This window comes from Streptomyces sp. NPDC045695, from assembly GCF_056432025.1.
In genome coordinates, this window is sequence record NZ_JBWKJU010000007.1 from 127,686 (window position 1) to 147,107 (window position 19,422).

At 73.5% G+C, this 19,422-nt stretch carries 19 protein-coding genes; 4 read left to right on the forward strand and 15 right to left on the reverse strand.

What is annotated here, in order from left to right; all coding sequences use genetic code 11:
- Nucleotides 1–157: 157 nt before the first annotated feature.
- Together AC07DU_RS15060 and AC07DU_RS15065 are read right to left on the reverse strand one after the other, a co-directional pair.
- Nucleotides 158–733, reverse strand: a complete 576-nt coding sequence (locus AC07DU_RS15060) for a histidine phosphatase family protein (protein ID WP_366866827.1) — start codon at nucleotides 731–733, stop codon at nucleotides 158–160.
- 31 nt (nucleotides 734–764) lie between these two features.
- Nucleotides 765–2,243 (reverse strand): aminotransferase-like domain-containing protein, encoded by a 1,479-nt coding sequence (locus AC07DU_RS15065; protein WP_479031541.1) that lies wholly within the window; start codon nucleotides 2,241–2,243, stop codon nucleotides 765–767.
- Between AC07DU_RS15065 and AC07DU_RS15070 the strand changes: the two genes are divergently transcribed.
- Entirely contained in the window at nucleotides 2,242–3,147 is a 906-nt protein-coding gene (locus AC07DU_RS15070; RefSeq protein ID WP_360887467.1) for a DMT family transporter, read from the forward strand. The two genes, AC07DU_RS15065 and AC07DU_RS15070, sit on opposite strands and share 2 nt — an antisense overlap.
- 57 nt (nucleotides 3,148–3,204) lie before the next feature.
- Nucleotides 3,205–3,402, forward strand: a complete 198-nt coding sequence (locus tag AC07DU_RS15075) for a DUF1918 domain-containing protein (RefSeq protein WP_360887470.1) — start codon at nucleotides 3,205–3,207, stop codon at nucleotides 3,400–3,402.
- A 1-nt stretch (nucleotide 3,403) separates the two neighbouring features.
- On the opposite strand, the gene AC07DU_RS15080 is transcribed toward AC07DU_RS15075, so the two are convergent.
- Entirely contained in the window at nucleotides 3,404–4,630 is a 1,227-nt protein-coding gene (locus AC07DU_RS15080) for a glycoside hydrolase family 10-like protein (protein ID WP_479111698.1), read from the reverse strand.
- A gap of 138 nt (nucleotides 4,631–4,768) precedes the next feature.
- On the opposite strand from AC07DU_RS15080, the gene AC07DU_RS15085 reads away from it, so the two are divergent.
- Entirely contained in the window at nucleotides 4,769–5,662 is an 894-nt protein-coding gene (locus AC07DU_RS15085) for a 3-hydroxybutyryl-CoA dehydrogenase (RefSeq protein ID WP_360887476.1), read from the forward strand.
- Nucleotides 5,663–5,737: 75 nt separating this feature from the next.
- Here the strand turns inward: AC07DU_RS15085 and AC07DU_RS15090 are convergent, their stop codons facing one another.
- From AC07DU_RS15090 to infC, 9 genes are all read right to left on the reverse strand, one after another.
- Entirely contained in the window at nucleotides 5,738–6,277 is a 540-nt protein-coding gene (locus tag AC07DU_RS15090) for an NUDIX hydrolase (RefSeq protein ID WP_360887479.1), read from the reverse strand.
- A gap of 53 nt (nucleotides 6,278–6,330) precedes the next feature.
- Nucleotides 6,331–7,671, reverse strand: coding sequence for an NsdA family TPR-like regulatory protein (locus tag AC07DU_RS15095; RefSeq protein WP_360887482.1), 1,341 nt, complete (start codon nucleotides 7,669–7,671; stop codon nucleotides 6,331–6,333).
- Between the two features lie 416 nt (nucleotides 7,672–8,087).
- Nucleotides 8,088–10,616: a phenylalanine--tRNA ligase subunit beta gene (gene pheT / locus AC07DU_RS15100; RefSeq protein WP_479111701.1), complete on the reverse strand. Its 2,529-nt coding sequence runs from the start codon at nucleotides 10,614–10,616 to the stop codon at nucleotides 8,088–8,090.
- Nucleotides 10,616–11,743, reverse strand: coding sequence for a phenylalanine--tRNA ligase subunit alpha (pheS, locus tag AC07DU_RS15105; RefSeq protein WP_360887488.1), 1,128 nt, complete (start codon nucleotides 11,741–11,743; stop codon nucleotides 10,616–10,618). The genes pheT and pheS overlap by 1 nt, the downstream gene beginning before the upstream one ends.
- Nucleotides 11,744–11,891: 148 nt before the next feature.
- Complete coding sequence (locus AC07DU_RS15110; RefSeq protein WP_479111703.1) at nucleotides 11,892–13,100, reverse strand: sensor histidine kinase; 1,209 nt, start codon at nucleotides 13,098–13,100, stop codon at nucleotides 11,892–11,894.
- A 55-nt stretch (nucleotides 13,101–13,155) separates the two neighbouring features.
- Nucleotides 13,156–14,016 (reverse strand): TrmH family RNA methyltransferase, encoded by an 861-nt coding sequence (locus tag AC07DU_RS15115; RefSeq protein ID WP_360887987.1) that lies wholly within the window; start codon nucleotides 14,014–14,016, stop codon nucleotides 13,156–13,158.
- 168 nt (nucleotides 14,017–14,184) lie between these two features.
- Nucleotides 14,185–14,571: a 50S ribosomal protein L20 gene (gene rplT, locus AC07DU_RS15120; RefSeq protein ID WP_007263143.1), complete on the reverse strand. Its 387-nt coding sequence runs from the start codon at nucleotides 14,569–14,571 to the stop codon at nucleotides 14,185–14,187.
- A 103-nt stretch (nucleotides 14,572–14,674) separates the two neighbouring features.
- On the reverse strand, nucleotides 14,675–14,869 hold the full coding sequence (rpmI, locus tag AC07DU_RS15125; RefSeq protein ID WP_030387121.1) for a 50S ribosomal protein L35: 195 nt from the start codon (nucleotides 14,867–14,869) through the stop codon (nucleotides 14,675–14,677).
- A 105-nt stretch (nucleotides 14,870–14,974) separates the two neighbouring features.
- Nucleotides 14,975–15,709: a translation initiation factor IF-3 gene (infC, locus tag AC07DU_RS15130; protein ID WP_360887494.1), complete on the reverse strand. Its 735-nt coding sequence runs from the start codon at nucleotides 15,707–15,709 to the stop codon at nucleotides 14,975–14,977.
- 326 nt (nucleotides 15,710–16,035) lie between these two features.
- Between infC and AC07DU_RS15135 the strand changes: the two genes are divergently transcribed.
- Nucleotides 16,036–16,413, forward strand: coding sequence for a DUF1844 domain-containing protein (locus AC07DU_RS15135; RefSeq protein WP_360887497.1), 378 nt, complete (start codon nucleotides 16,036–16,038; stop codon nucleotides 16,411–16,413).
- Between the two features lie 109 nt (nucleotides 16,414–16,522).
- On the opposite strand, the gene AC07DU_RS15140 is transcribed toward AC07DU_RS15135, so the two are convergent.
- From AC07DU_RS15140 to AC07DU_RS15150, 3 genes are read right to left on the reverse strand one after another with little or no spacing between them, the layout of a single operon-like run.
- Nucleotides 16,523–17,266: an SseB family protein gene (locus AC07DU_RS15140; protein WP_479031560.1), complete on the reverse strand. Its 744-nt coding sequence runs from the start codon at nucleotides 17,264–17,266 to the stop codon at nucleotides 16,523–16,525.
- Between the two features lie 21 nt (nucleotides 17,267–17,287).
- A complete protein-coding gene (gene mycP, locus AC07DU_RS15145; protein ID WP_479111705.1) occupies nucleotides 17,288–18,490 on the reverse strand; it encodes a type VII secretion-associated serine protease mycosin in 1,203 nt (400 codons plus the stop codon).
- A complete protein-coding gene (locus tag AC07DU_RS15150) occupies nucleotides 18,487–19,317 on the reverse strand; it encodes a hypothetical protein (RefSeq protein WP_479111707.1) in 831 nt (276 codons plus the stop codon). Before AC07DU_RS15150 ends, mycP begins: the two co-directional genes overlap by 4 nt.
- Between the last annotated feature and the right edge of the window lie 105 nt (nucleotides 19,318–19,422).

Genomic DNA, 19,422 nt, shown 5'->3' on the forward strand with positions numbered 1-19,422 from the left:
CATGACTATACGTACGGTCGCACGTTTATGCAACGCTCTGGATCTCTGCCACCCGACTCCGGGGAGATGTCTAGCAGGAAGGGACCGGTCCCGCCGGTGTGGTGCGGTCCGGACAATCAATTCCGGGCGCCCGTCGGCGGCAGGGCGCGCGGCGGCCTTACGCCGGAGACTGCAAGGACAGGTGCCAGCGCCCGGACCAGCCCGTCAGGGTGATGGTGGACAGCGGCCGGACGTCCACGTTCCAGTAGGTCAGCGGGGGTGCCTGGAGCGCGTAGACCAGGGCCGCCCGGACCACCGAGGGCTCCGCCACGGCGACGATCGCGCCGCCGTCGTCGGCGGGCCGGGTGTCCAGCCAGCCGCCGATCCGGGAGATGAAGGCGAGCAGGGACTCCCCGCCGTGCGGGGCGGCCCGTGGATCGCTGAGCCACAGGTCCACCGCCCCGGGCTCGTGCGCGGTCACCTGGGCCAGGGTCAGGCCGCGCCAGCGGCCCATGTCGCACGCGCGCAGCGCGGGCTGCGCGAGGGGTGCGTACCCCAGGGCCTCGCCCGTGGCCCGGCTGCGCGGGGTCGGCGAGCAGTAGCGCAGCTCGGCGGCGCCCAGCGGTACGAGGTCCCGCGCGGCGGACTCCACCGCCCGCCAGCCGGCTCCGTCCAGCGGGCGGTCCTCGTCGAAGCGCTCGGCCAGCAGCGAGGAACTACGGGCTGCGGCGACCAGCGAGACCCGAACATGCATGCGGTGATGGTGAGCCGCGGGCCGTCGGCGGTCAAGCGTCCTGACCGAGCCCGCCGTCGAGACCGGCACCGAGCCCGCCTTCGAGACCGCCACCGAGCCCGGCCCGCAGCCTGCGCACCGCCTCCACCAGCTCCTCGGCGCCCGAGACGCCGGCGAAGCTGAGCCGGACGTACGGACCCGGCGGTTCCGCGCAGAAGTAGGGGCGGCCGGGCGCCACCGCGACCCCGGCGCGCAGGGCCGCCTCCGCGAAGGCGGAGTCGTCGCCCCCGCCGGTCCGCAGCCACAACTGGTAGCCGCCGGACGGCAGATGGGGCAGCTCCAGCTGCGGCAGCTCCCTGCGCAGCGCGCCCGCGAGGACGTCGCGCCGGTGGCGCAGCTCGGCCGCCACGGCCCGCAGGTGGCGCGGCCACGCGGGCGCGCCGACCAGCTCCAGCGCGGCTTCCTGGAGCGGGCGCGCCACGAAGAAGCTGTCCACGACCTGGATGGCGCGCAGCCGGTCCACGACCGGGCCGCGGGCGGCCAGCGCGCCCACGCGCAGGCTGGGCGAGGTGGCCTTGGTCAGGGACCGCACGTGCACGACCACGCCGTCGGGGTCCTGCGCCGCCAGGGGCGGGGGCAGCGGCCCCGAGTCCTCGTGCCCCAGGGCCCGGGCGTAGTCGTCCTCCACCACGAAGGCCCCGGCCGCCCGGGCGATCCGCAGCACCTCGGCCCGCCGCCCGGGAGCCAGCACCGCCCCCGTCGGGTTCTGGAACAGCGGCTGGCATACGAAGACCCGCGCCCCGGTCGCCTCGAAGGCGGCGGCCAGCAGCTCTGGCCGGACCCCCTCGGCGTCCACCGGAACGGGCACGGGCCGGCACCCGGAGGCCCGGGCGATGGCCAGCAGCCCGGGGTAGGTCGGGGACTCCACCAGGATCGGCGCCCCGGGAGGGGCCAGCGCCCGCAGGGCGGTGGTCAGCGCGCTCTGCCCGCCCGCGGTGATCAGTACGTCGGCGGCGGCGACCGCGCCGCCGATCTCCCGGGCGAACCAGTCGCGCAGCTCGGGCAGCCCCTCCATGGGTGGCCGGCTCCACGCCCCGGGCCGCCGCCCGGCCCGGGCCAGCGCGGCGGCCATGGCCCGCTCCGGCTGGACGGAGGGGTGCAGGTAGCCGCTGTTGAGTCCGATCACGCCGGTCGCCGGGGCGGCCAGACAGGCCATCACCCCGGAGGCGTCCACCGAGCGCGGCACGATCTCGCCCCCGCCCTCCGCACTGAGGGCGACCTCCTGCCAGGAGGTGTCCGCGGCCGCGGCCGGCGCCGTGCGGGGCCGGGCACGGAAGACACCCGCGCCGGGCCGGGTGACGACGAGCCCTTCGGCGGCGAGCTGCGCGAGGGCCCGGGAGACGGTGACCGGGCTGACCCGGTAGTGCTCGACCAGAGCCCGGCTCGACGGCAGCTTTCCACCGACCGAGTAGCGGTCGAGCCCGGACCGCAGGGCTTCGGCCAATTCCGCCACACTGCTACGCTCGTACATGACAGCACACAATAGCGCTACTCTCCCGGCTCCGATAGCGGTCAAGGGCTTCCCGGGCCGGGGCACCGCCCTCGCCTCGCTGGGCGTCCTCACCTTCTCGCTGACCTTCCCCGCCACCGCCTGGGGACTGGAGAGCTTCGGTCCGTGGTCGCTCGCGGCCCTGCGCAGCGTCCTCGCCGCCGCCCTCGCCGGAGCCTTCCTCCTGGCCCGGCGGGCCCCGCTGCCCGGCCGGGAGCACTGGGCGGGCCTGGCGGTCGTCGCGGCCGGCGTGGTCGTCGGCTTCCCGCTGCTGACCACCCTCGCGCTACAGACCTCCACCACCTCGCACGCCGCCGTGGTGGTCGGCCTGCTCCCGCTGACCACGGCCGCGCTGTCGGCGGCGCGCACAGGTGTGCGGCCCTCGCGCACGTTCTGGGCCGCCGCCGCGGCCGGGGCGGCGGTCGTGCTCGGTTTCACGCTCGCCCAGAGCGGCGGCTCCCTGTCCGCCGGCGACGCCTACCTGTTCGCGGCCCTGCTGGTGTGCGCCGCCGGGTACACCGAGGGCGGCCGGCTGGCCCGGACCCTGCCCGGCTGGCAGGTGATCGGCTGGGCCCTGGTGCTGTGCCTGCCGCTCAGCCTGACGGGTTCGGTGCTGGGGCTCGCGTACGAACCCGTGCACCTCGGCGGCCACGGGCTGGCCGGCCTGATCTGGGCGGCGGCCGGCTCCACCTTCCTCGGCCTGTACGTCTGGTACCGCGGCATGGCGGAGATCGGCGCGCCCCGGGCCAGCCAGCTCCAGCTCGCGCAGCCGCTGCTGACCCTGGTCTGGTCGGTTGCGCTGCTGGGCGAGCACCTCTCCCCCGCCGCACCGGTGGCCGCCTGCGCCGTGCTCGCCTGCATCGTCGTGACCCAACGGGTCAAATAGCAGCGGAACGACCTAAACTGCTAGCACCGGATCGGACCGCCACCGAGGAGGTCAGTTATGCGCGCGACCGAGGGCGACCAGCTGGTGCAGCACGGCAGGATCGTCGGACAGCACGACAAGGTGGGCGAGATCACCCAGGTGCTGGGCGAGAACGGAACCCCCCCGTACCGGGTCCGCTTCCAGGACGGACACGAAGCCCTGATGGCCCCCGGACCCGACTGCGTGGTCCGCCACCCCTCGGAGCCCGAGTCCTGAGTCAGCGCCGGGCCGCCGCCGAACCGTAGTGGTCGGCGACTACCCGGGCCATCGCCCCGTTGGGGTCCGCGGCCACCTGCTTCGCCGAGAAGTAGGCGTGGCCGCGGACCTCGGGGTAACCGCGGGCGAGCCGCAGGTGCTTCGACAGCTCCGCCGGATCGCGCCAGGCGGCGGTCGGACTGTCCGCGTCGCAGCGGTACAGCGCCTCCCCCACGTACAGCTGGACGCCCGTGCCCGCGACGGTCCGCGCCCACCAGGGGACGAGGGCGGCGTAGTCGGCGGTCGGGTGCCCGATGTGCCAGTAGGCCTGCGGCACGATGTAGTCGATCCAGCCCTCCTTGACCCACTTGCGGGTGTCCGCGTACAGGTCGTCGTAGGTGGCCAGGCTCTGCGTCCGCGAGCCGAGCGGGTCCCGGTCGGCGTTGCGCCAGATCCCGAACGGGCTGATGCCGAACCGCGCCGCGGGCCGGACCGTCCGCAGCCGCTCGGACATCTCGCGCACCAGGGTGTCGGTGTTGTGGCGGCGCCAGTCGGCCCGGGAGTCGAAGGAGCCGCCGTACTCCTCGTAGGCCTCGTCGTCGTCGAAGTACTCCCCGTCCACCGGGTACGGGTAGAAGTAGTCGTCCCAGTGCACCGCGTCCACCGGATAGCGCGACACCGCGTCGAGCATGGCCTCCTGGACGAAGAGGCGCACCTCGGGCAGGCCCGGGTTGTAGTAGAGCTTGCCGCCGTACTCCACCGTCCAGCCGGGATTGCGCCGGGCCGGGTGCGTGGACACCAGCCGGTCGAGGTCGGTGTGGTTGGCCACGCGGTACGGGTTGAACCAGGCGTGGAGCTCCAGTCCGCGCGCGTGCGCCTGCGCGACGGCCGTGCCCAGCGGGTCCCACCCCGGATCGACCCCCTGCTCCCCGGTCAGCCACTGCGACCACGGCTCCAGCTTCGAGGGCCACAGTGCGTCGGCGGCGGGCCGGACCTGGAGGATCACCGCGTTCAGCTTCCGCTCGACGGCGGTGTCGAGGAGGGCGAGCAGCTCGGCGCGCTGGCGGGCGGCGGACAGACCGCTCTCGGAGGGCCAGTCCACATTGACCACGGAGGCGATCCACATGCCCCGGAACCCGGTGGCGGCGGCCCGTGCCCCCGCCGGGCGCGCGGCGGCCGGCCCCGCCGTGGCCGCGGCGGCCACTCCGGCGGCCGCGGCCAGCAGTGCCCGTCGACTGATGTACACCATGTGACGATCCCGTCTCGCTGAGTGACATTGCGTGATGTGCGATCAGCATGCCCGCCCCGGCCCCCCGCCCGGCGCAAGGTCGGGAGTAACGTCGGGGGGCGTGGCGGGCGCCGGAATCGTACGGGGGACCCGCCGAGGATGAGCTGCGAAAGGCACGAAGTGACTGACCTCCCTTCCGACATCACACGAGTCGGCGTAGTGGGCTGTGGCCAGATGGGCGCGGGTATCGCGGAGGTGTGCGCCCGCAGCGGCCTTGAGGTCAAGGTCGCCGAGACCACCGGCGAAGCCCTGGAGATCGGCCGTACCCGGCTGCACAACTCGCTGACCAAGGCCGCCGAACGCGGCAAGATCACCGAGGAGGAGCGGGACGCCACCCTGGCCCGCCTCAGCTTCACCACCGACCTCGGCGAGTTCGCCGACCGTGATCTCGTCATCGAGGCGGTCGTCGAGAACGAGCAGGTCAAGACGGAGATCTTCCAGGTCCTCGACCAGGTGATCACCCGCCCGGACGCGATCTTGGCCTCCAACACCTCCTCGATCCCGCTGGTCAAGCTGGCTGTGGCGACCTCCCGGCCCGACCAGGTCATCGGCATCCACTTCTTCAATCCGGCCCCGGTGCAAAAGCTCGTCGAGCTGATCCCGGCGCTGACGACGGGCGAGGAGACGGTGAAGCGGGCCGAGGCCCTGGTGCGCGACGTGCTGGGCAAGCACGCCGTGCGCGCCCAGGACCGTTCCGGCTTCGTCGTCAACGCGCTCCTCGTCCCGTACCTGCTCTCCGCGATCCGGATGTTCGAGTCGGGCATCGCGAGCCGCGAGGACATCGACAACGGCATGGAGCTGGGCTGCGCCCACCCGATGGGCCCCCTCAAGCTGTCCGACCTGATCGGCCTGGACACCATCGCCTCGATCGCCGACTCGATGTACGCCGAATACAAGGAGCCGCTGTACGCCGCTCCCCCGCTGCTCCAGCGGATGGTCGACGCGGGCCGCCTGGGCCGCAAGACGGGCTCGGGCTTCTACCCGTACGGCTGACCTGTACGGCTGACCCGTACGGCTCACTCGTACGGCTGACCCGTACGGCTCACTCGTACGGCCGGCCTGGACGGCCTACGGGCGGCCGCCGAGCCTGAGATGGTGCAGGAGCAGCAGCCCGGCCGCCATGTTGGCGGCCGGGACCTCGCCGCGCGCGATCATGTCCGGCACCAGCTTGAGCGGGACCCATTCCCGGCGGGAGGACTCGAACGCGTCCTCGGGAGGGCCGGTGTACGTGGCCCCGTCCGCCCAGTAGAGGTGGTGACGGGCGTCGGTCAGGCCGTTGGACGGCTCGACGGTCATCAGGTGGCGGAGCGGGCCGGGCCGCCAGCCCGACTCCTCCTCCATCTCCCTCGCGGCCGCGCTCTCGACGGACTCGCCGTCCTCGACCACCCCGGCGGGCAGTTCCCAGCCCCAGCTGCCGGTGATGAAGCGGTGCCGCCAGAGCAGCAGCACCTCGTCCGCCTCGTTGACGGCCGTGGCCACGGCGACCGGGCGCAGCCGGATCACGAAGTGGTCCAGGTGCCGGCCGTCGGGGAGTTCCACATCGGCGAGGTTCACGTCGAACCAGCGGTTCTTGTACACGGTCTGCTCACTCAGGTTCATCCACTGCACGGTTGTGCCACCTTCCGTTCGAGTAGGTGGCACACATGGCAGCAGCTGGCCGGTCAGAGCGGAACGCGCAACGCCCCGTCGATGAGCTGCGCGGTCTCCTCCGCCTCCGAGAAACCGCTGGTCAGTAGCTGTTCGCGGACCGCCCGCAGCCGGTCGCGCAGTCTCAGCGACTCCATGCCCTTGGCCCGCTCCGCCATTTCGGCCGCGGACGCGGCGGCCCGGTCCGCCTCTCCCTGACGCAGCTGGATCTCGCACAGCATCGCCAGCCGGTGCACCCGGCCGCGGTCGTGTGCGGGAGTGTCCACGGCGGCCGCCGCCTGGACCCGCGCGGCCTCCAGATCGCCCAGGCTGAGCAGCGCCTCGGCGACCTGGACGTTGACGAGCCCCGGCTGTACGTATCCGGTCTCGTCCGGTTCGGCGCCCGGCGAGATCCGCTCGGCGGCCGCCTCGGCCTTGCGGATGCAGGACAACGCGGCCGCCGTGTCGCCGAGTTGGGCATAGGCCTTGGCCTGCATGGCGTACAGGTCGGCGGCCAGCGCCGGGGTGGTGTGCCGGCCGGCGGCGCGCAGCGCGGCCTCGGCGAAGGCCACGGCCTGGCGGTACTCCCGCAGGTGCAGGGACTGGTTGACGAGCAGCGCGATGACGTAGGCCCCGAGGCCGCGGTCCCCGCTCGCCTTGGCCAGCCGCAGCGCCTGGTGGAAGTAGCGCTGGGCGAGGCCGTGGGCGTCCGAGTCGTACGCGCAGATCCCCGCCACGGCCACGAGGGACCCGGTGGCGCGGTGCAGTTGGCGGCCGAGGCCGTCGGGATAGCTCCCCCGCAGCATGGGCGCCGTCTCACTGCCGAGGAAGCGGACGATCCGGTCCCGGGTGGCGACTCCCCCGGCCCGGCGGTACATCAGCTCGTAGTGCGCGCGGGCGGCCCTGAGGATCTCGATGTGCTCGGGCCCTATCCGGTTCGGGCCCTCACGGGAGACGTCGGCGTCCTCGGGCGGATTCTCCCACTCCCAGACCGGGATGACGGCGGGCGTCCCGGTGACCGCCTCGGCGGTCAGCAGCTGGGGACGGGCCTGGCCGTCCGAGCGCCAGAGGGCCGCGGCCCGGTCCACGAACCCGCTGAGCGGCGAGGCGTGCGGGGACAGCGGCCGGTCCGCGGCGCCGAGCCCGATGTCGTCCAGCGCGACGGGCCGTCCCAGGCGGCCGCCGAGCACCTCGCAGATCAGGTCGGGCACCCGGCCCCGCGGGCGCTGTCCCTTCAACCACCGCGACACGGCGGTGTGTTCGTAGCGCAGCGCCAGACCTCGGGTGCGGCCCGCCTGGTTCACGTACGCGGCGAGTCCGGCATGGGACATGCCCGCCTCGGCGAGGAGGGCGTCGAGCAGGACATTGGGCTGCATGGGCCGCTCCAAGGGCTCTTCGGACTCAGGCTAGTGGGTGCGCGGTTCACCCGGGGCGCACTGCCTTCAATTCACACGGGGTGTGAAACGAGTACGCGCATAAATGCGATGCGCACTCTGCCGCGCGGGGCCCCCGGAGCGCTTCACTGAAGAGCCTCGCCAAGAGGTAGCCCGGGTCGTCGGCTCCCCCTCGAACAGTGCGACGACCCGTCACCGCGCCGCCCGCCCTGCTGTCTGCCCGACACTCCATGGCAGGCGGGCGGCGCCGCCCGGCTCCGCCGGTGCCAGGTTGGTCGCCTGGCCCCGGCCGGAGCCGGGCCTTTCGCATCGCCGCCACCGTGCACCCCACCCTCATCCGAACGGGTGAGGGGCGTACCCGGAATCCGGATACGCCCCTCACGGCACAGCGGTAACGGCTACGCGCCCCGGAGCACCGCCCCGGTCCGCTCGCCCGCCAGCGCCACGGCGGCGTCGCGCGCCGCCGTGGACTCCTCGGCGGTCAGCGTCCGGTCGGTCGCGCGGAAACGCAGCGCGTACGCCAGGGACTTCTTGCCCTCGCCGACCTGCTCACCGGTGAACACGTCGAACAGCCGCAGCGACTCCAGCAGTTCGCCCGCGCCCTTGCGCAGCGCGGCCTCCACCGAGGACGCCGGGACCGACGCGTCCACGATCAGCGCGACGTCCTGGGTGGCCACCGGGAAGGAGGAGATCCTGGGCGCCTGGAGGGCCTCGCCGCCGGCCGCCGCGAGGCGGTCCAGGTCGAGCTCCATCGCGCTCGTGCGGGCCGGCAGGCCCATCGCCTTGACCACGCGCGGGTGCAGCTCACCGGCATGGCCGATGACCGTCTCCACCCCGTCCAGGGTGACGATCAGCTCGGCGCAGCGGCCCGGGTGCCAGGGACCGTACTGTCCCTGGCGGACCACCAGTTCGGCACCCGCCTCGACGGCGAGGACGCGCGCGGCCTGGACCGCGTCGGCCCAGTCCGCCGGGCGGCCCTTGCCCCACCAGCCGGCCTGCTCGCGCGCACCGGCCAGCACGACCGCGGCGTACCGCGGCTGCGCGGGCAGGGCCGCGTTCAGAGTGGCGATCTCCTCGTCCGTGGGACGCCGGTCGACGGGCAGCCGTACGGCGACGCCCGGCTGCGCGGCGGCCCGGAAGACCGAGCCGGTCTCGAAGAGCGCGAGATCGTGGCTGCCCCGGCTGTCGTTGCGGCGCAGCGCGCCGAGCAGACCCGGCAGCAGCGTGGTGCGCAGCGCCGGCTCCTCGTCGGAGAGCGGGTTGACGAGCTTGACGACCTGGCGGGCGGCGTCGTGCGCCGGCAGCTGGAGCTGGTCGAAGACGCCCTCACCGATGAACGGGTAGCTCAGCGCCTCGACGTAGCCCGAACCGGCCAGCGCGCGGCCGACCCTGCGGTGCAGCCGCTGCCGGTCGGTCAGACCGCGGCCGGAGGGCACCTGCGGGAGGGTCGAGGGAAGGTTCCCGTAGCCCTCCAGCCGGATGACCTCTTCGGCGAGGTCGTTGGGCGCGGCGAGGTCGGGCCGCCACGACGGGACGGTGACGACGAGCTCGTCCTGGCCGTAGACGTCGCAGCCGACCTCCTGGAGGCGGCGTACGACGGTCTCGCGGCCGTACTCCATGCCCGCGACCCGGTCGGGGTGGTCCGCGCGCATCGCGATGGTGCGCGGGGCCCCGGGGGCGGTGACCTCGGTGACGCCGGCCTCGGCGGTACCGCCCGCGAGGAGCACGAGCAGGTCGACGGTGCGCTGCGCGGCCGCGGCGGCGGCCTGCGGGTCGACGCCCCGCTCGAAGCGCTTGGAGGCCTCCGAGGAGAGCTTCAGGCGGCGGGCGGTGCGCGAGATCGACACGGAGTCGAAGTGCGCGGCCTCGATGACGACGTCCGTGGTCCCGGTGACGGCGCCCGTGTCGGGGTCGGTCACGGAGTCGGCGATCTCGGTGTTGGCGCCGCCCATGACACCGGCGAGCCCGATCGGCCCGCTGTCGTCGGTGATCACCAGGTCCTCGGAGTCCAGCGTGCGCTTGACCCCGTCGAGGGTGGTGAACTTCTCGCCCTGCTCGGCGCGGCGGACGCCGATGGCGCCTTCGATCCGCGTGCGGTCGTAGGCGTGCAGCGGCTGGCCGAGCTCCAGCATCACGTAGTTGGTGATGTCGACGGCGAGCGAGATCGGCCGCATGCCCGCCTTCTGCAGGCGGCGGGTCAGCCAGATCGGAGAGCGCGCGTCGGGGTCGAGGCCGGTCACCGTGCGGGCGGTGAAGCGGTCGCAGCCGGCCGGGTCGTCGATCGTCACCGGGTAGCCGTACGAGTTCGGCGCGGGGACGTCGAGCAGCGCCGGGTCGCGCAGCGGCAAACCGTAGGCGGTGGCCGCCTCGCGGGCGACACCGCGCATGGACATGCAGTAACCGCGGTCCGGGGTGATGTCGATGTCGAGGACCTCGTCGACGAGCTGCAGCAGCTCGATCGCGTCGGTGCCGACCTCGTGCTCGGGCGGCAGCACGATGATGCCGTGCGTGCCGTCGTCGCCCATGCCCAGCTCGTCGCCGGAGCAGATCATGCCGTGCGAGGTGCGGCCGTACGTCTTGCGCGAGGCGATCGCGAAGTCACCGGGCAGCACCGCGCCGGGCAGGACCACGACGACCTTGTCGCCGACGGCGAAGTTGCGGGCGCCGCAGACGATCTCCTGCGGCTCACCGGTGCCGTTGGCCTGGCCGACGTCGACCGTGCAGAAACGGATCGGCTTGCGGAAGCCCTCGAGCTCCTCGATGGTCAGCACCTGGCCGACGACGAGGGGGCCCTTGAGGCCTCCGCCGAGCTGCTCGACGGTCTCGACCTCAAGGCCGGCGTCGACGAGCTTGGCGGCCACGTCACGACCGGTCTCACCCGCGGGGAGGTCGACGTACTCCCGCAGCCAGGAAAGCGGGACGCGCATCAGATCTCACTCCCGAACGGCCGGGTGAAGCGAACGTCACCCTCGACCATGTCTCGCATGTCTTCTACGTTGTGGCGGAACATCAGCATCCGCTCGATGCCGAACCCGAAGGCGAACCCGCTGTACTTCTCCGGGTCCACACCGCAGGCGACGAGCACCTTGGGGTTGACCATGCCGCAGCCGCCCAGCTCGATCCAGCCCTCGCTGGAGCAGGTGCGGCACGGACGGTCGGGGTTGCCCACCGACGCGCCGCGGCACACGTAGCACTGCATGTCCATCTCGGCGGACGGCTCGGTGAAGGGGAAGAAGTGCGGGCGCAGGCGCGTGGTCGTGCCCTCGCCGAACAGCTCCTGGACCATGTGGTCCATGGTGCCCTTGAGGTCGGCCATGGTCAGGCCCTCGTCCACGGCGAGCAGCTCGACCTGGTGGAAGACCGGCGTGTGCGTCGCGTCGAGCTCGTCGGTGCGGTACACCCGGCCCGGGCAGACGATGTAGACGGGGGGCTTGCGCTCCAGCAGCGAGCGCGCCTGTACCGGGGAGGTGTGGGTGCGCAGCACGACACCGGACTCGTCGCCCTCGGTGCCTTCCGGCCCCCGGACGAAGAAGGTGTCCTGCATCTGGCGCGCCGGGTGGTCGGGCGTGAAGTTGAGGGCGTCGAAGTTGAACCACTCCGCCTCGACCTCGGGTCCCTCGGCGACCTCGTACCCCATGGCCACGAAGATGTCCGCGATGCGGTCCATCAGCGTGGTCAGGGGGTGCCGGGCGCCGGCGGGCACGCGGTCGTAGGGCAGCGTGACGTCCACGGCCTCCTCGACCAGCACCCGCTCGTCGCGCTCGGCCTCGAGCTCGACGGTGCGGGCCCCGAAGGCCTTGTTCACGGCCCCACGGGCCTGACCCACGCGCTTGCCCGCCTCGGCCTTGGCCTGGGGCGGCAGGGCGCCGATCTCGCGGTTGGCGAGCGCCAGGGGCGAGCGGTCGCCCATGTGCGCGGTCTTCGCCTCCCGGAGCGCGTCGAGGTCGCCGGCGGACGCGAAGGCGGCGAGCGCCTCGTCCCGCATGCGCTCGATCTCTTCCGGTTTCAGTGCCTCGACCTCGACAGGGTCGTACGACTTGTTCGGTGCCGACATCTCTTCCCGTACTTCCGATGGCTGGCTGGTGGTCCCCGACGACTCGATCGACCTGATCGGACCAGGACACAAAGGTGCCAAAGGACGAGTCTAAAGGTCGCTGGGGGTGAAGGAGCCCGTGGGCCGCCTGGCGAGACCCTCCGCAGGACTACTGCGTGAGGTACGCCGGGGCGCTCACGGGCAGGATAAATCGGAACTCGGCGCCGCCACCCGGGCCGCGGCCGACGGTGATGGTGCCGCCGTGGGCCTCCACGACGCCCTTGACGATGTAGAGGCCCAGGCCGGTGCCGCCGCGCTTGCTCCCCCGCCAGAAGCGGGTGAAGACGCGGCCCATCGACTCCTCGGGGATCCCGGGGCCTTCGTCGGTCACGGTGACGGCGGTTCCCTTCTCGTGCGGCGACACGTCGATGGTGACCGTTCCCTCTCCGTGGCGCACCGCATTTTCGAGGAGGTTACCGAGGATCTGGTCGATCTTGTCGGGGTCGGCCCACAGGTCGGGGAGGGGGCGGCTGACGCGTACGAGGAACCGCTCGGGCGCCTGGCCGTTCGCGGTGAGGGCCTGGACGTGGCGGCCGACGGCGGTGGCGATGTCCACCGGCTGGCGGCGCACCTCCAGGCGCCCGGAGTCGATGCGGGAGATGTCCAGGAGTTCGGCGATGAGGCGGGTGACGCGGTTGGCGTCGGCGTCGACGGTCTCCAGCATCAGCCGCTTCTGGTCGTCGGTGAACCGCTCCCACTTGGCGAGCAGGGTCGCCGTGAACCCCTTGACGGAGGTCAGCGGGGAGCGCAGCTCGTGCGCGACGGTGGCGATCAGCTCGGCGTGGCTGCGCTCGGTGCGGCGGCGGGCCTCGGTGCCGCGCAGGGTGACGACGAGGCGCCGCAGGGGCCCGGTGGGGTGCGTGCGGACGTAGCTGGCGGAGACGAGCACCTCGCGGCCGCCGGGCAGCAGGAGGTTGCGCTCGGGCTGCCCGCGGCGGGTGGCGAGGCCCCCGTACGGGTCGGTCAGGGCCCACCAGCGCCGGCCTTCGAGGTCCTCCAGCGGGAGCGCGGCGTCGATGCGGGCCCCGAGCGCCTGGTCCGGCGCCAGGGCGGTGATGCGGGCCGCGGCGGCGTTGAAGCAGATCACCCGGCCGGTGTCGTCGGCGACGACGAGCCCGTCGGGCAGGTCGTCGGGGTCGACGCCGAAGCCCTCGCCCGCCGCGCCGTGCGGCGCCTGCCCGTCCGGCCGCGCCGGTCCGGCGGGGTCCTGGGCCCGCGACGGGGGCACCGCTCGGGGCCGGGGCCCGGCGGCGCGGCCGCGCTGTCCCGAGGGCGCGGTTTCCGCGGCCCCCGGTGAACTGTTCGTACCGACGGTCATGTCCCCGTACCCCACATCTCCGAGTCGCGCAGTGGGCCCCCGGGCCGCCACATTACTAGCTGGGGGTCACGGAGCGGCACCCTCCGGGCGCCCGCTGTGCACGCGCCGACGCGTAGAGGCACACGGCGGCGGCCGTCGCGAGGTTCAGGCTCTCGGCCTTGCCGTGGATCGGGACGCGCACCACGGCGTCCGCCAGGGCCCGGGTCTCCTGCGGCAGGCCCCAGGCCTCGTTACCGAAGACCCAGGCCGAGGGCCCGCCCATGGTGCCCGCGTCCAGCTCGGCGTCGAGGTCGTCCTCCCCCGCCCCGTCGGCGGCCAGGATGCGTACGCCGGCGGCCCGCAGGCCCTCGACGGCCTGCTCCACCGGGACGCCGACCGCGACCGGGAGGTGGAAGAGGGAGCCCACGGAGGCCCGTACGGACTTGGGGTTGTACAGGTCCACGGAGGCGTCGGTCAGCACCACCGCGTCGGCGCCGGCGGCGTCCGCGCAGCGCAGCACCGTACCGGCGTTGCCGGGGTCGCGGACGTGCGCGAGCACCGCGACGAGCTTGGGCTCGGCCTTGAGGATCTCCTCGAACGGGGAGTCCAGGAAGTGGCAGACGCCCACGAGACCCTGGGGGGTGACGGTCTGCGAGACCTCGGCGAGCACCTCGTCGGAGGCGTAGTGCACGCGCGCGCCCGCCGCGAGGGCGGCGTCGACGATCTCGCGGTAGCGCTCGGCGGCCTCGACGGTGGCGAACAGCTCGATCAGGGTCGACGCGCCCGAGGCCCCGCGGTGCTCCACGGCCTCACGGACGGCCTGCGGACCCTCGGCGATGAACCGGCGCTCCTTGGTGCGGAAGTTGCGCCGCGCCAGTCGCCGGGCGGCGGCCACCCGGGGGGATCGGGGGGAGATCAGCTCGTCGGGGTGACCCAGGTCAGCCATGGTCTCTGCGGTTCTCTCTCGGGGTGCGGAGCGCGCGGGGCGCGGGCGGGGCGGGCGCGGGCGGAGCGGGGCGCGGGCGGGACGGGGAAAGCACTCGGACCCGCAGGCGCAGGGCCTGCGGGTCCGAGGGTGCCGACCGCTCATGCGGCCGGCGAAGCCTTACGCGGCAGCCTTGGGGGCGTTCACGTCGGCCGGAAGCGCCTTCTGCGCGACCTCGACGAGCGCGGCGAACGCGTTGGCGTCGTTGACGGCCAGCTCCGCGAGGATCTTGCGGTCCACCTCGATGTTGGCGGCCTTCAGACCCTGGATGAGGCGGTTGTACGTCATGCCGTTCTGGCGGGCAGCGGCGTTGATGCGCTGGATCCACAGCTGACGGAAGTCGCCCTTGCGCTTCTTGCGGTCGTTGAAGTTGTAGACCAGCGAGTGGGTGACCTGCTCCTTGGCCTTGCGGTACAGGCGCGAACGCTGACCGCGGTAGCCGGAGGCCGCCTCGAGGATCGCCCGGCGCTTCTTGTGGGCGTTTACTGCCCGCTTGACGCGTGCCACTTTTTAACTCCTTGTAGCGGGGCCGTGGGTGTCTTCACACGGCCCGAATTCGATGGGGTCCCGGTCTCGACGTCACCGCTCCCGGCAGGGGGAGCGGAGGACGTCACTTGCCGAGAAGCTTCTTGATCTTCGCGGCGTCGCCGGGGGCCATCTCCGCGGTGCCGGTCAGGCGGCGGGTGACACGGGACGACTTGTGCTCGAGCAGGTGGCGCTTGCCGGCGCGCTCACGGAGCACCTTGCCGGAGCCGGTGATCTTGAAGCGCTTCTTGGAACCGCTGTGCGTCTTGTTCTTCGGCATAGCGCCGTTATCTCCTCGTCGGTGGCACTCCCACCGGTCCCGCTCGGGGACCGGCTTCCGGGAGCGTCATGTTGTATAGGTGACCCGAGGCGGGCTGCCCCGGAATCAGGCCCCGGCGTTGGTCTCGTCGGCCGGCGCCTCGTCGGCGGCGGCCTCGGTGACCTCGGCGGAGGCGACCTCGGTGTCTTCCTCGACCTCGACTGCTGCTTCCTCGGAAGCGGCCTCGTCGTCGGTGTGGGCGACACCCTGGCGCTCGGCCTTGCGGGCGGCCTGCGCCTCGCGGGCTTCGGCCATCGCCTCGGTCTTCTTCTTGTGCGGACCGAGAACCATGATCATGTTTCGGCCGTCCTGCTTCGGGTTCGACTCGATGAACCCGAGGTCCTCGACGTCCGAAGCGAGACGCTGCAGCAGTCGGTAGCCGAGTTCCGGCCGGGACTGCTCGCGACCACGGAACATGATCGTGATCTTGACCTTGTCGCCCTGCTTGAGGAACCGAACGACGTGACCCTTCTTGGTGTCATAGTCGTGCGGGTCGATCTTCGGCCGGAGCTTCATTTCCTTGATGACCGTGTGCGCCTGGTTCTTGCGCGCCTCACGGGCCTTCATGGCCGACTCGTACTTGAACTTGCCGTAGTCCATGAGCTTGCAGACCGGCGGGCGTGCGGACGCCGCGACCTCGACCAGGTCGAGGTCGTACTCCTGCGCGAGCTCGAGCGCCTTGGCAAGCGGCACGATGCCGACCTGCTCGCCGCTGGGACCGACAAGCCGTACCTCGGGAACGCGAATCCGGTCGTTGATGCGGGGCTCGGTGCTGATGGATCCTCCTCGGTAGCACCACACGACTGCCTGGCAGACAGCCGCTGACGTGTATTTCCGTCAGACCTACCGCGGCGGGAGAATGAAAAAAGCCCCACCGGGCACAGGCAGGGGCTCCAAAACAACCGGAACACCGCCGCATGCACACCGCGGGGCGTAGACTCGGGCAGCTTTCCATCGTCCGTACGGAACGATGGATACCGCCTGACCGGGTGACCCGCCGCCCCGGAGGGCAGTCAGGTGGGAGAACGGAGCCTCCACTTGTGGGCCGGGCACGTGAGTGTCCGGCCGGTCGAAGTACATACTAGCACCCCCGTTACAAGCCCGCCGCACGGCATATCGTGGGTCGCATGACTGACGCGACACCCTCCACCGACCCCGCTGCCGACGGCGCCCCCGACTACGACGCCATGACCCGCGACATCGCGGACGTCCCCGCCGTCGAGGTGATCACCACGGTGGCCGTGCACCTGCTGAGCGCCGCGGCGGTCAACCTGGGCCTGGACAAGCCGGACTCCGAGCACAAGGACCTCGACGAGGCCCGCAAGCTGATCACGGCCCTCGCGGGCCTGGTCACCGCGAGCGCCACCGAGATCAGCTCCTTCCACGCCGCCCCGCTGCGGGACGGCCTGAAGTCGCTCCAGCTGGCCTTCCGGGAGGCGTCGATCGTCCCGGACGAGCCGGGCCAGGGGCCGGGCGAGAAGTTCACGGGCCCCGTCTACGCCTGATCCGACGAGAAGGCCGCAGGGCCGAGAAAGCCGCAAGGGGCGGGCCCCTCCGTACGGTCACGGAGGGGCCCGCCCCTTGCTGTGTTCTTCTGTGGCCCAGCTGGGCGGTTCAGCGGGCGAACAGCGGCTCGCCGGGCGGAGCCGGCGCGTCCGGCGGCAGCAGCGCCAGGTCCAGGCCGCGCACCAGCCGCGCCCGCAGGGTGGTGTCCGCCGCCAGGGCCTCGGCGACGCGGCGGGCGGCGGCCGCCGGCGCCTGCGCGTCCGCGGCCAGCACGATCGCGAGGGTCCCGTCGGCGTCCGCCCCACCGGGGCCGAGGTGCGCGCGGAGCACGGCCGGCTCCGCGATGACGGCCGCCCGTACGGCCTCGCGTACGGCGGGATCGGCCAGCGGGCCCGCGTCCGTACGGCCCTCGGCGAGGGCGAGCAGCGCGGAGCCGGTCAGCTGGTAGGCGACCGGGCCGGCCAGGTCCAGCACCACGGTGTCGGCCTTCTCGTGCGCGGCGGCCGCCAGGGCCTGGTGCAGCGGGACCGCCACCGGGCGGGCCGCCGGGTCCCACAGCGCGAGCGAGGCGGTCGAGGTGAAGGCGGGCAGGGCACGCCGGTCGCCCGCCCGCAGGGTCGGGACGGCCATGTCGCTGGTCTTCTCGCGCCGCAGGCCCGTCTGCGGGTCGGTCTCCACCTCACCGAGGACGGCGACGACCGGCACCAGGAGACGGGCGCCCTTCAGGGCGGCCAGCACCTCCGGCTCCTTCGTCCTGTCCTCGGCCCAGGCGGCCAGTGCCGCGGTCAGCCGGGGGTCGGCGGAGCCGTCGTCGCCGGAGAAGCCCGGGTCGGGAATGTTCTTGTTCGCCATGTTCGCCACAGTTACCCGACCCTACTGTGCCGGGTGCGCGTCCCGGCGCGGGGTGCCCCGTCGCGGCCGCCGGGCCAGTACGGCGGCCAGTACGAGCAGCGCCGCCCCCGCGGCCGCGGCCGCCGCGGGACCCAGCCGGGCCCCGCGCTCGGACGGGCGGACCGGCTCGGGGCCGGGGCCGAAGTAGGTGCCCCCGGCCGCGGCCGGCGCGGGCACCGGCGCCTCCGGCCGCATCGCCTCGGCGACCTGGAGGGCGGCGACGGGATCCACGGTGCCGTAGCCGCGGGCGTCGTCGCGGCCCCCGGCCGGGCTGTCGGCGGCGGTGTCCTCCAGCAGCTTCTTGATCTGGGCCGGGGACAGCTCCGGATGGGCGGCCCTGACGAGGGCCGCGGCGCCGGAGACGAAGGCCGCGGCGGCGCTGGTGCCCCAGCCCTCGTAGTACGCGCGGTCGGGGTCGGCGATGACCACGTCGACGCCGGGGGCGCTGACGGTGGCGTACCAGTTGCGGGTGGAGAAGGCGGCCTTCCTGCCGCGGCGGTCGACGGCGGTGACGGCGATGACCCCCGGGTAGGCGGCCGGGTAGGAGACGCGGTCCCCCGACTCGCCGCCGTTGCCGGCGGAGGCGACGACGACCACGCCCTTGGCGAGGGCGTACTGGACGGCCTCGTCCTCCCCGGCCTCGTGGTGGGCGGAGTCGCTGTCGTCGCCGAGCGACAGGTTGATCACGTCGGCGCCGTGGTCCGCGGCCCAGCGGATCCCGTCGGCGAGGGCGCCGCCCTTGCTCGCGCGGGCCTGGGCGCGGCCGGGGTCGCCCTCTTCCAGGATGACCCGCACCGGCAGGATCTTCGCCTGTGGGGCGATGCCGAGGACGCCCTGGCCGCGGCTGGGGCCGTGACCGTGTCCGGCGATGATGCCGGCCATGGCGGTCCCGTGGCGGGCCCAGGCCTTGTCGCCGCGGCCGGCGCCCATGCCGATGAGGTCGGTGCCGTCGAGCACCTGCCCGGCGAGGTCGGGGTGGGAGTCGTCGACGCCGGTGTCGAGGACGGCGACGGTGACCCCGTCGCCCCGGGTGGTGCCCCAGGCCTCCTCGGCGCGTAGCGCCAGGAGGCCCCACTGGCGGTCCCGGATGGTGTCGGCGGCGGCCGGGGACGCGGTCGCACCGGCGAGGAGCGCGGCGGCGGTCAGGACGGCGGCGCCCCGGCCGAGCGCGCGTCGGGGGGTCATCGCGCGGCCTCCCGGGGAGTGTGGGCGGAGGGCGCGGCGGGCGGTAGGGAGGCGGTGGGCGGCAGGGCGAGGGCCGCCACGCCGTGTCCGATGCGGTCGGCCACCGCCCCGGCCTCGTGGCCGAGGCCCGCCTGGGCGACGGCTCCCGTGGCGTCCTTCTTCATCAGGTCGGCTGCGGGGCGGGGCGCGTCCAGGGGCCGGCCGTCGGCGAAGGCGGAGACGGTGTAGACGACGACGGGGGCCTCGCCGACGACCGTCGCGGCCCAGGCGGCGCGCTGGGCGTCGGCGAATCCGTACGCGGGCGGGGCGGTGAACCGGCCGGTGAGGGCGGTCATGGCGGAGGCGTCGGCGGGGGTGAAGACCATGCCGACGGTGATCAGTGAACTGCGGGTGGCGTCGGTGTAGGTGGCGCGCAGCACCCGGGTGCAGCCGGTGGCGGCCAGCAGGCTCTGCCACTCGGCGGCGAGCGCGGCCGCGCAGTCGGCGTCGGGGGCGAGCGCGATGCGGGTCCAGGTGCGGTCGGCGCCGCCGGGGCCGGTGGCGGGGCCGTCGAGTACGGGGGGGAAGAGGCTGTCCACGGGAGCGGTCCGCCACAGCGACCCTGCCTTGCGGTGGGCGGCGTCGGCGGGCATCGGCCGGTGGGCGGCGCGGTGTTCGGCCCAGGCGGTGAGGCCGGCTCCGCCGACGAGGCCGCTCCCGAGGAGGGCGCAGAGCGCGGCGGCGAGGACCCGTCCGGGGCGGCGGCGCGCTCGCGCGTGCGCGGGCTGGGGGGACGGGAGGGGGCCGGGCTCGCCCAGGAGCGTGGTCCGCGGTGTCGTCGTGGTCATCCGGCGGCTCCGCCCCCCGTTCCGTACGGCTGCCTGTCCGTACTCTACGGGGTCCCCGGCGGCGTCCGGTGCGGTCCCCGGCGGGCTGCGGCCCGCGTGGGGGCG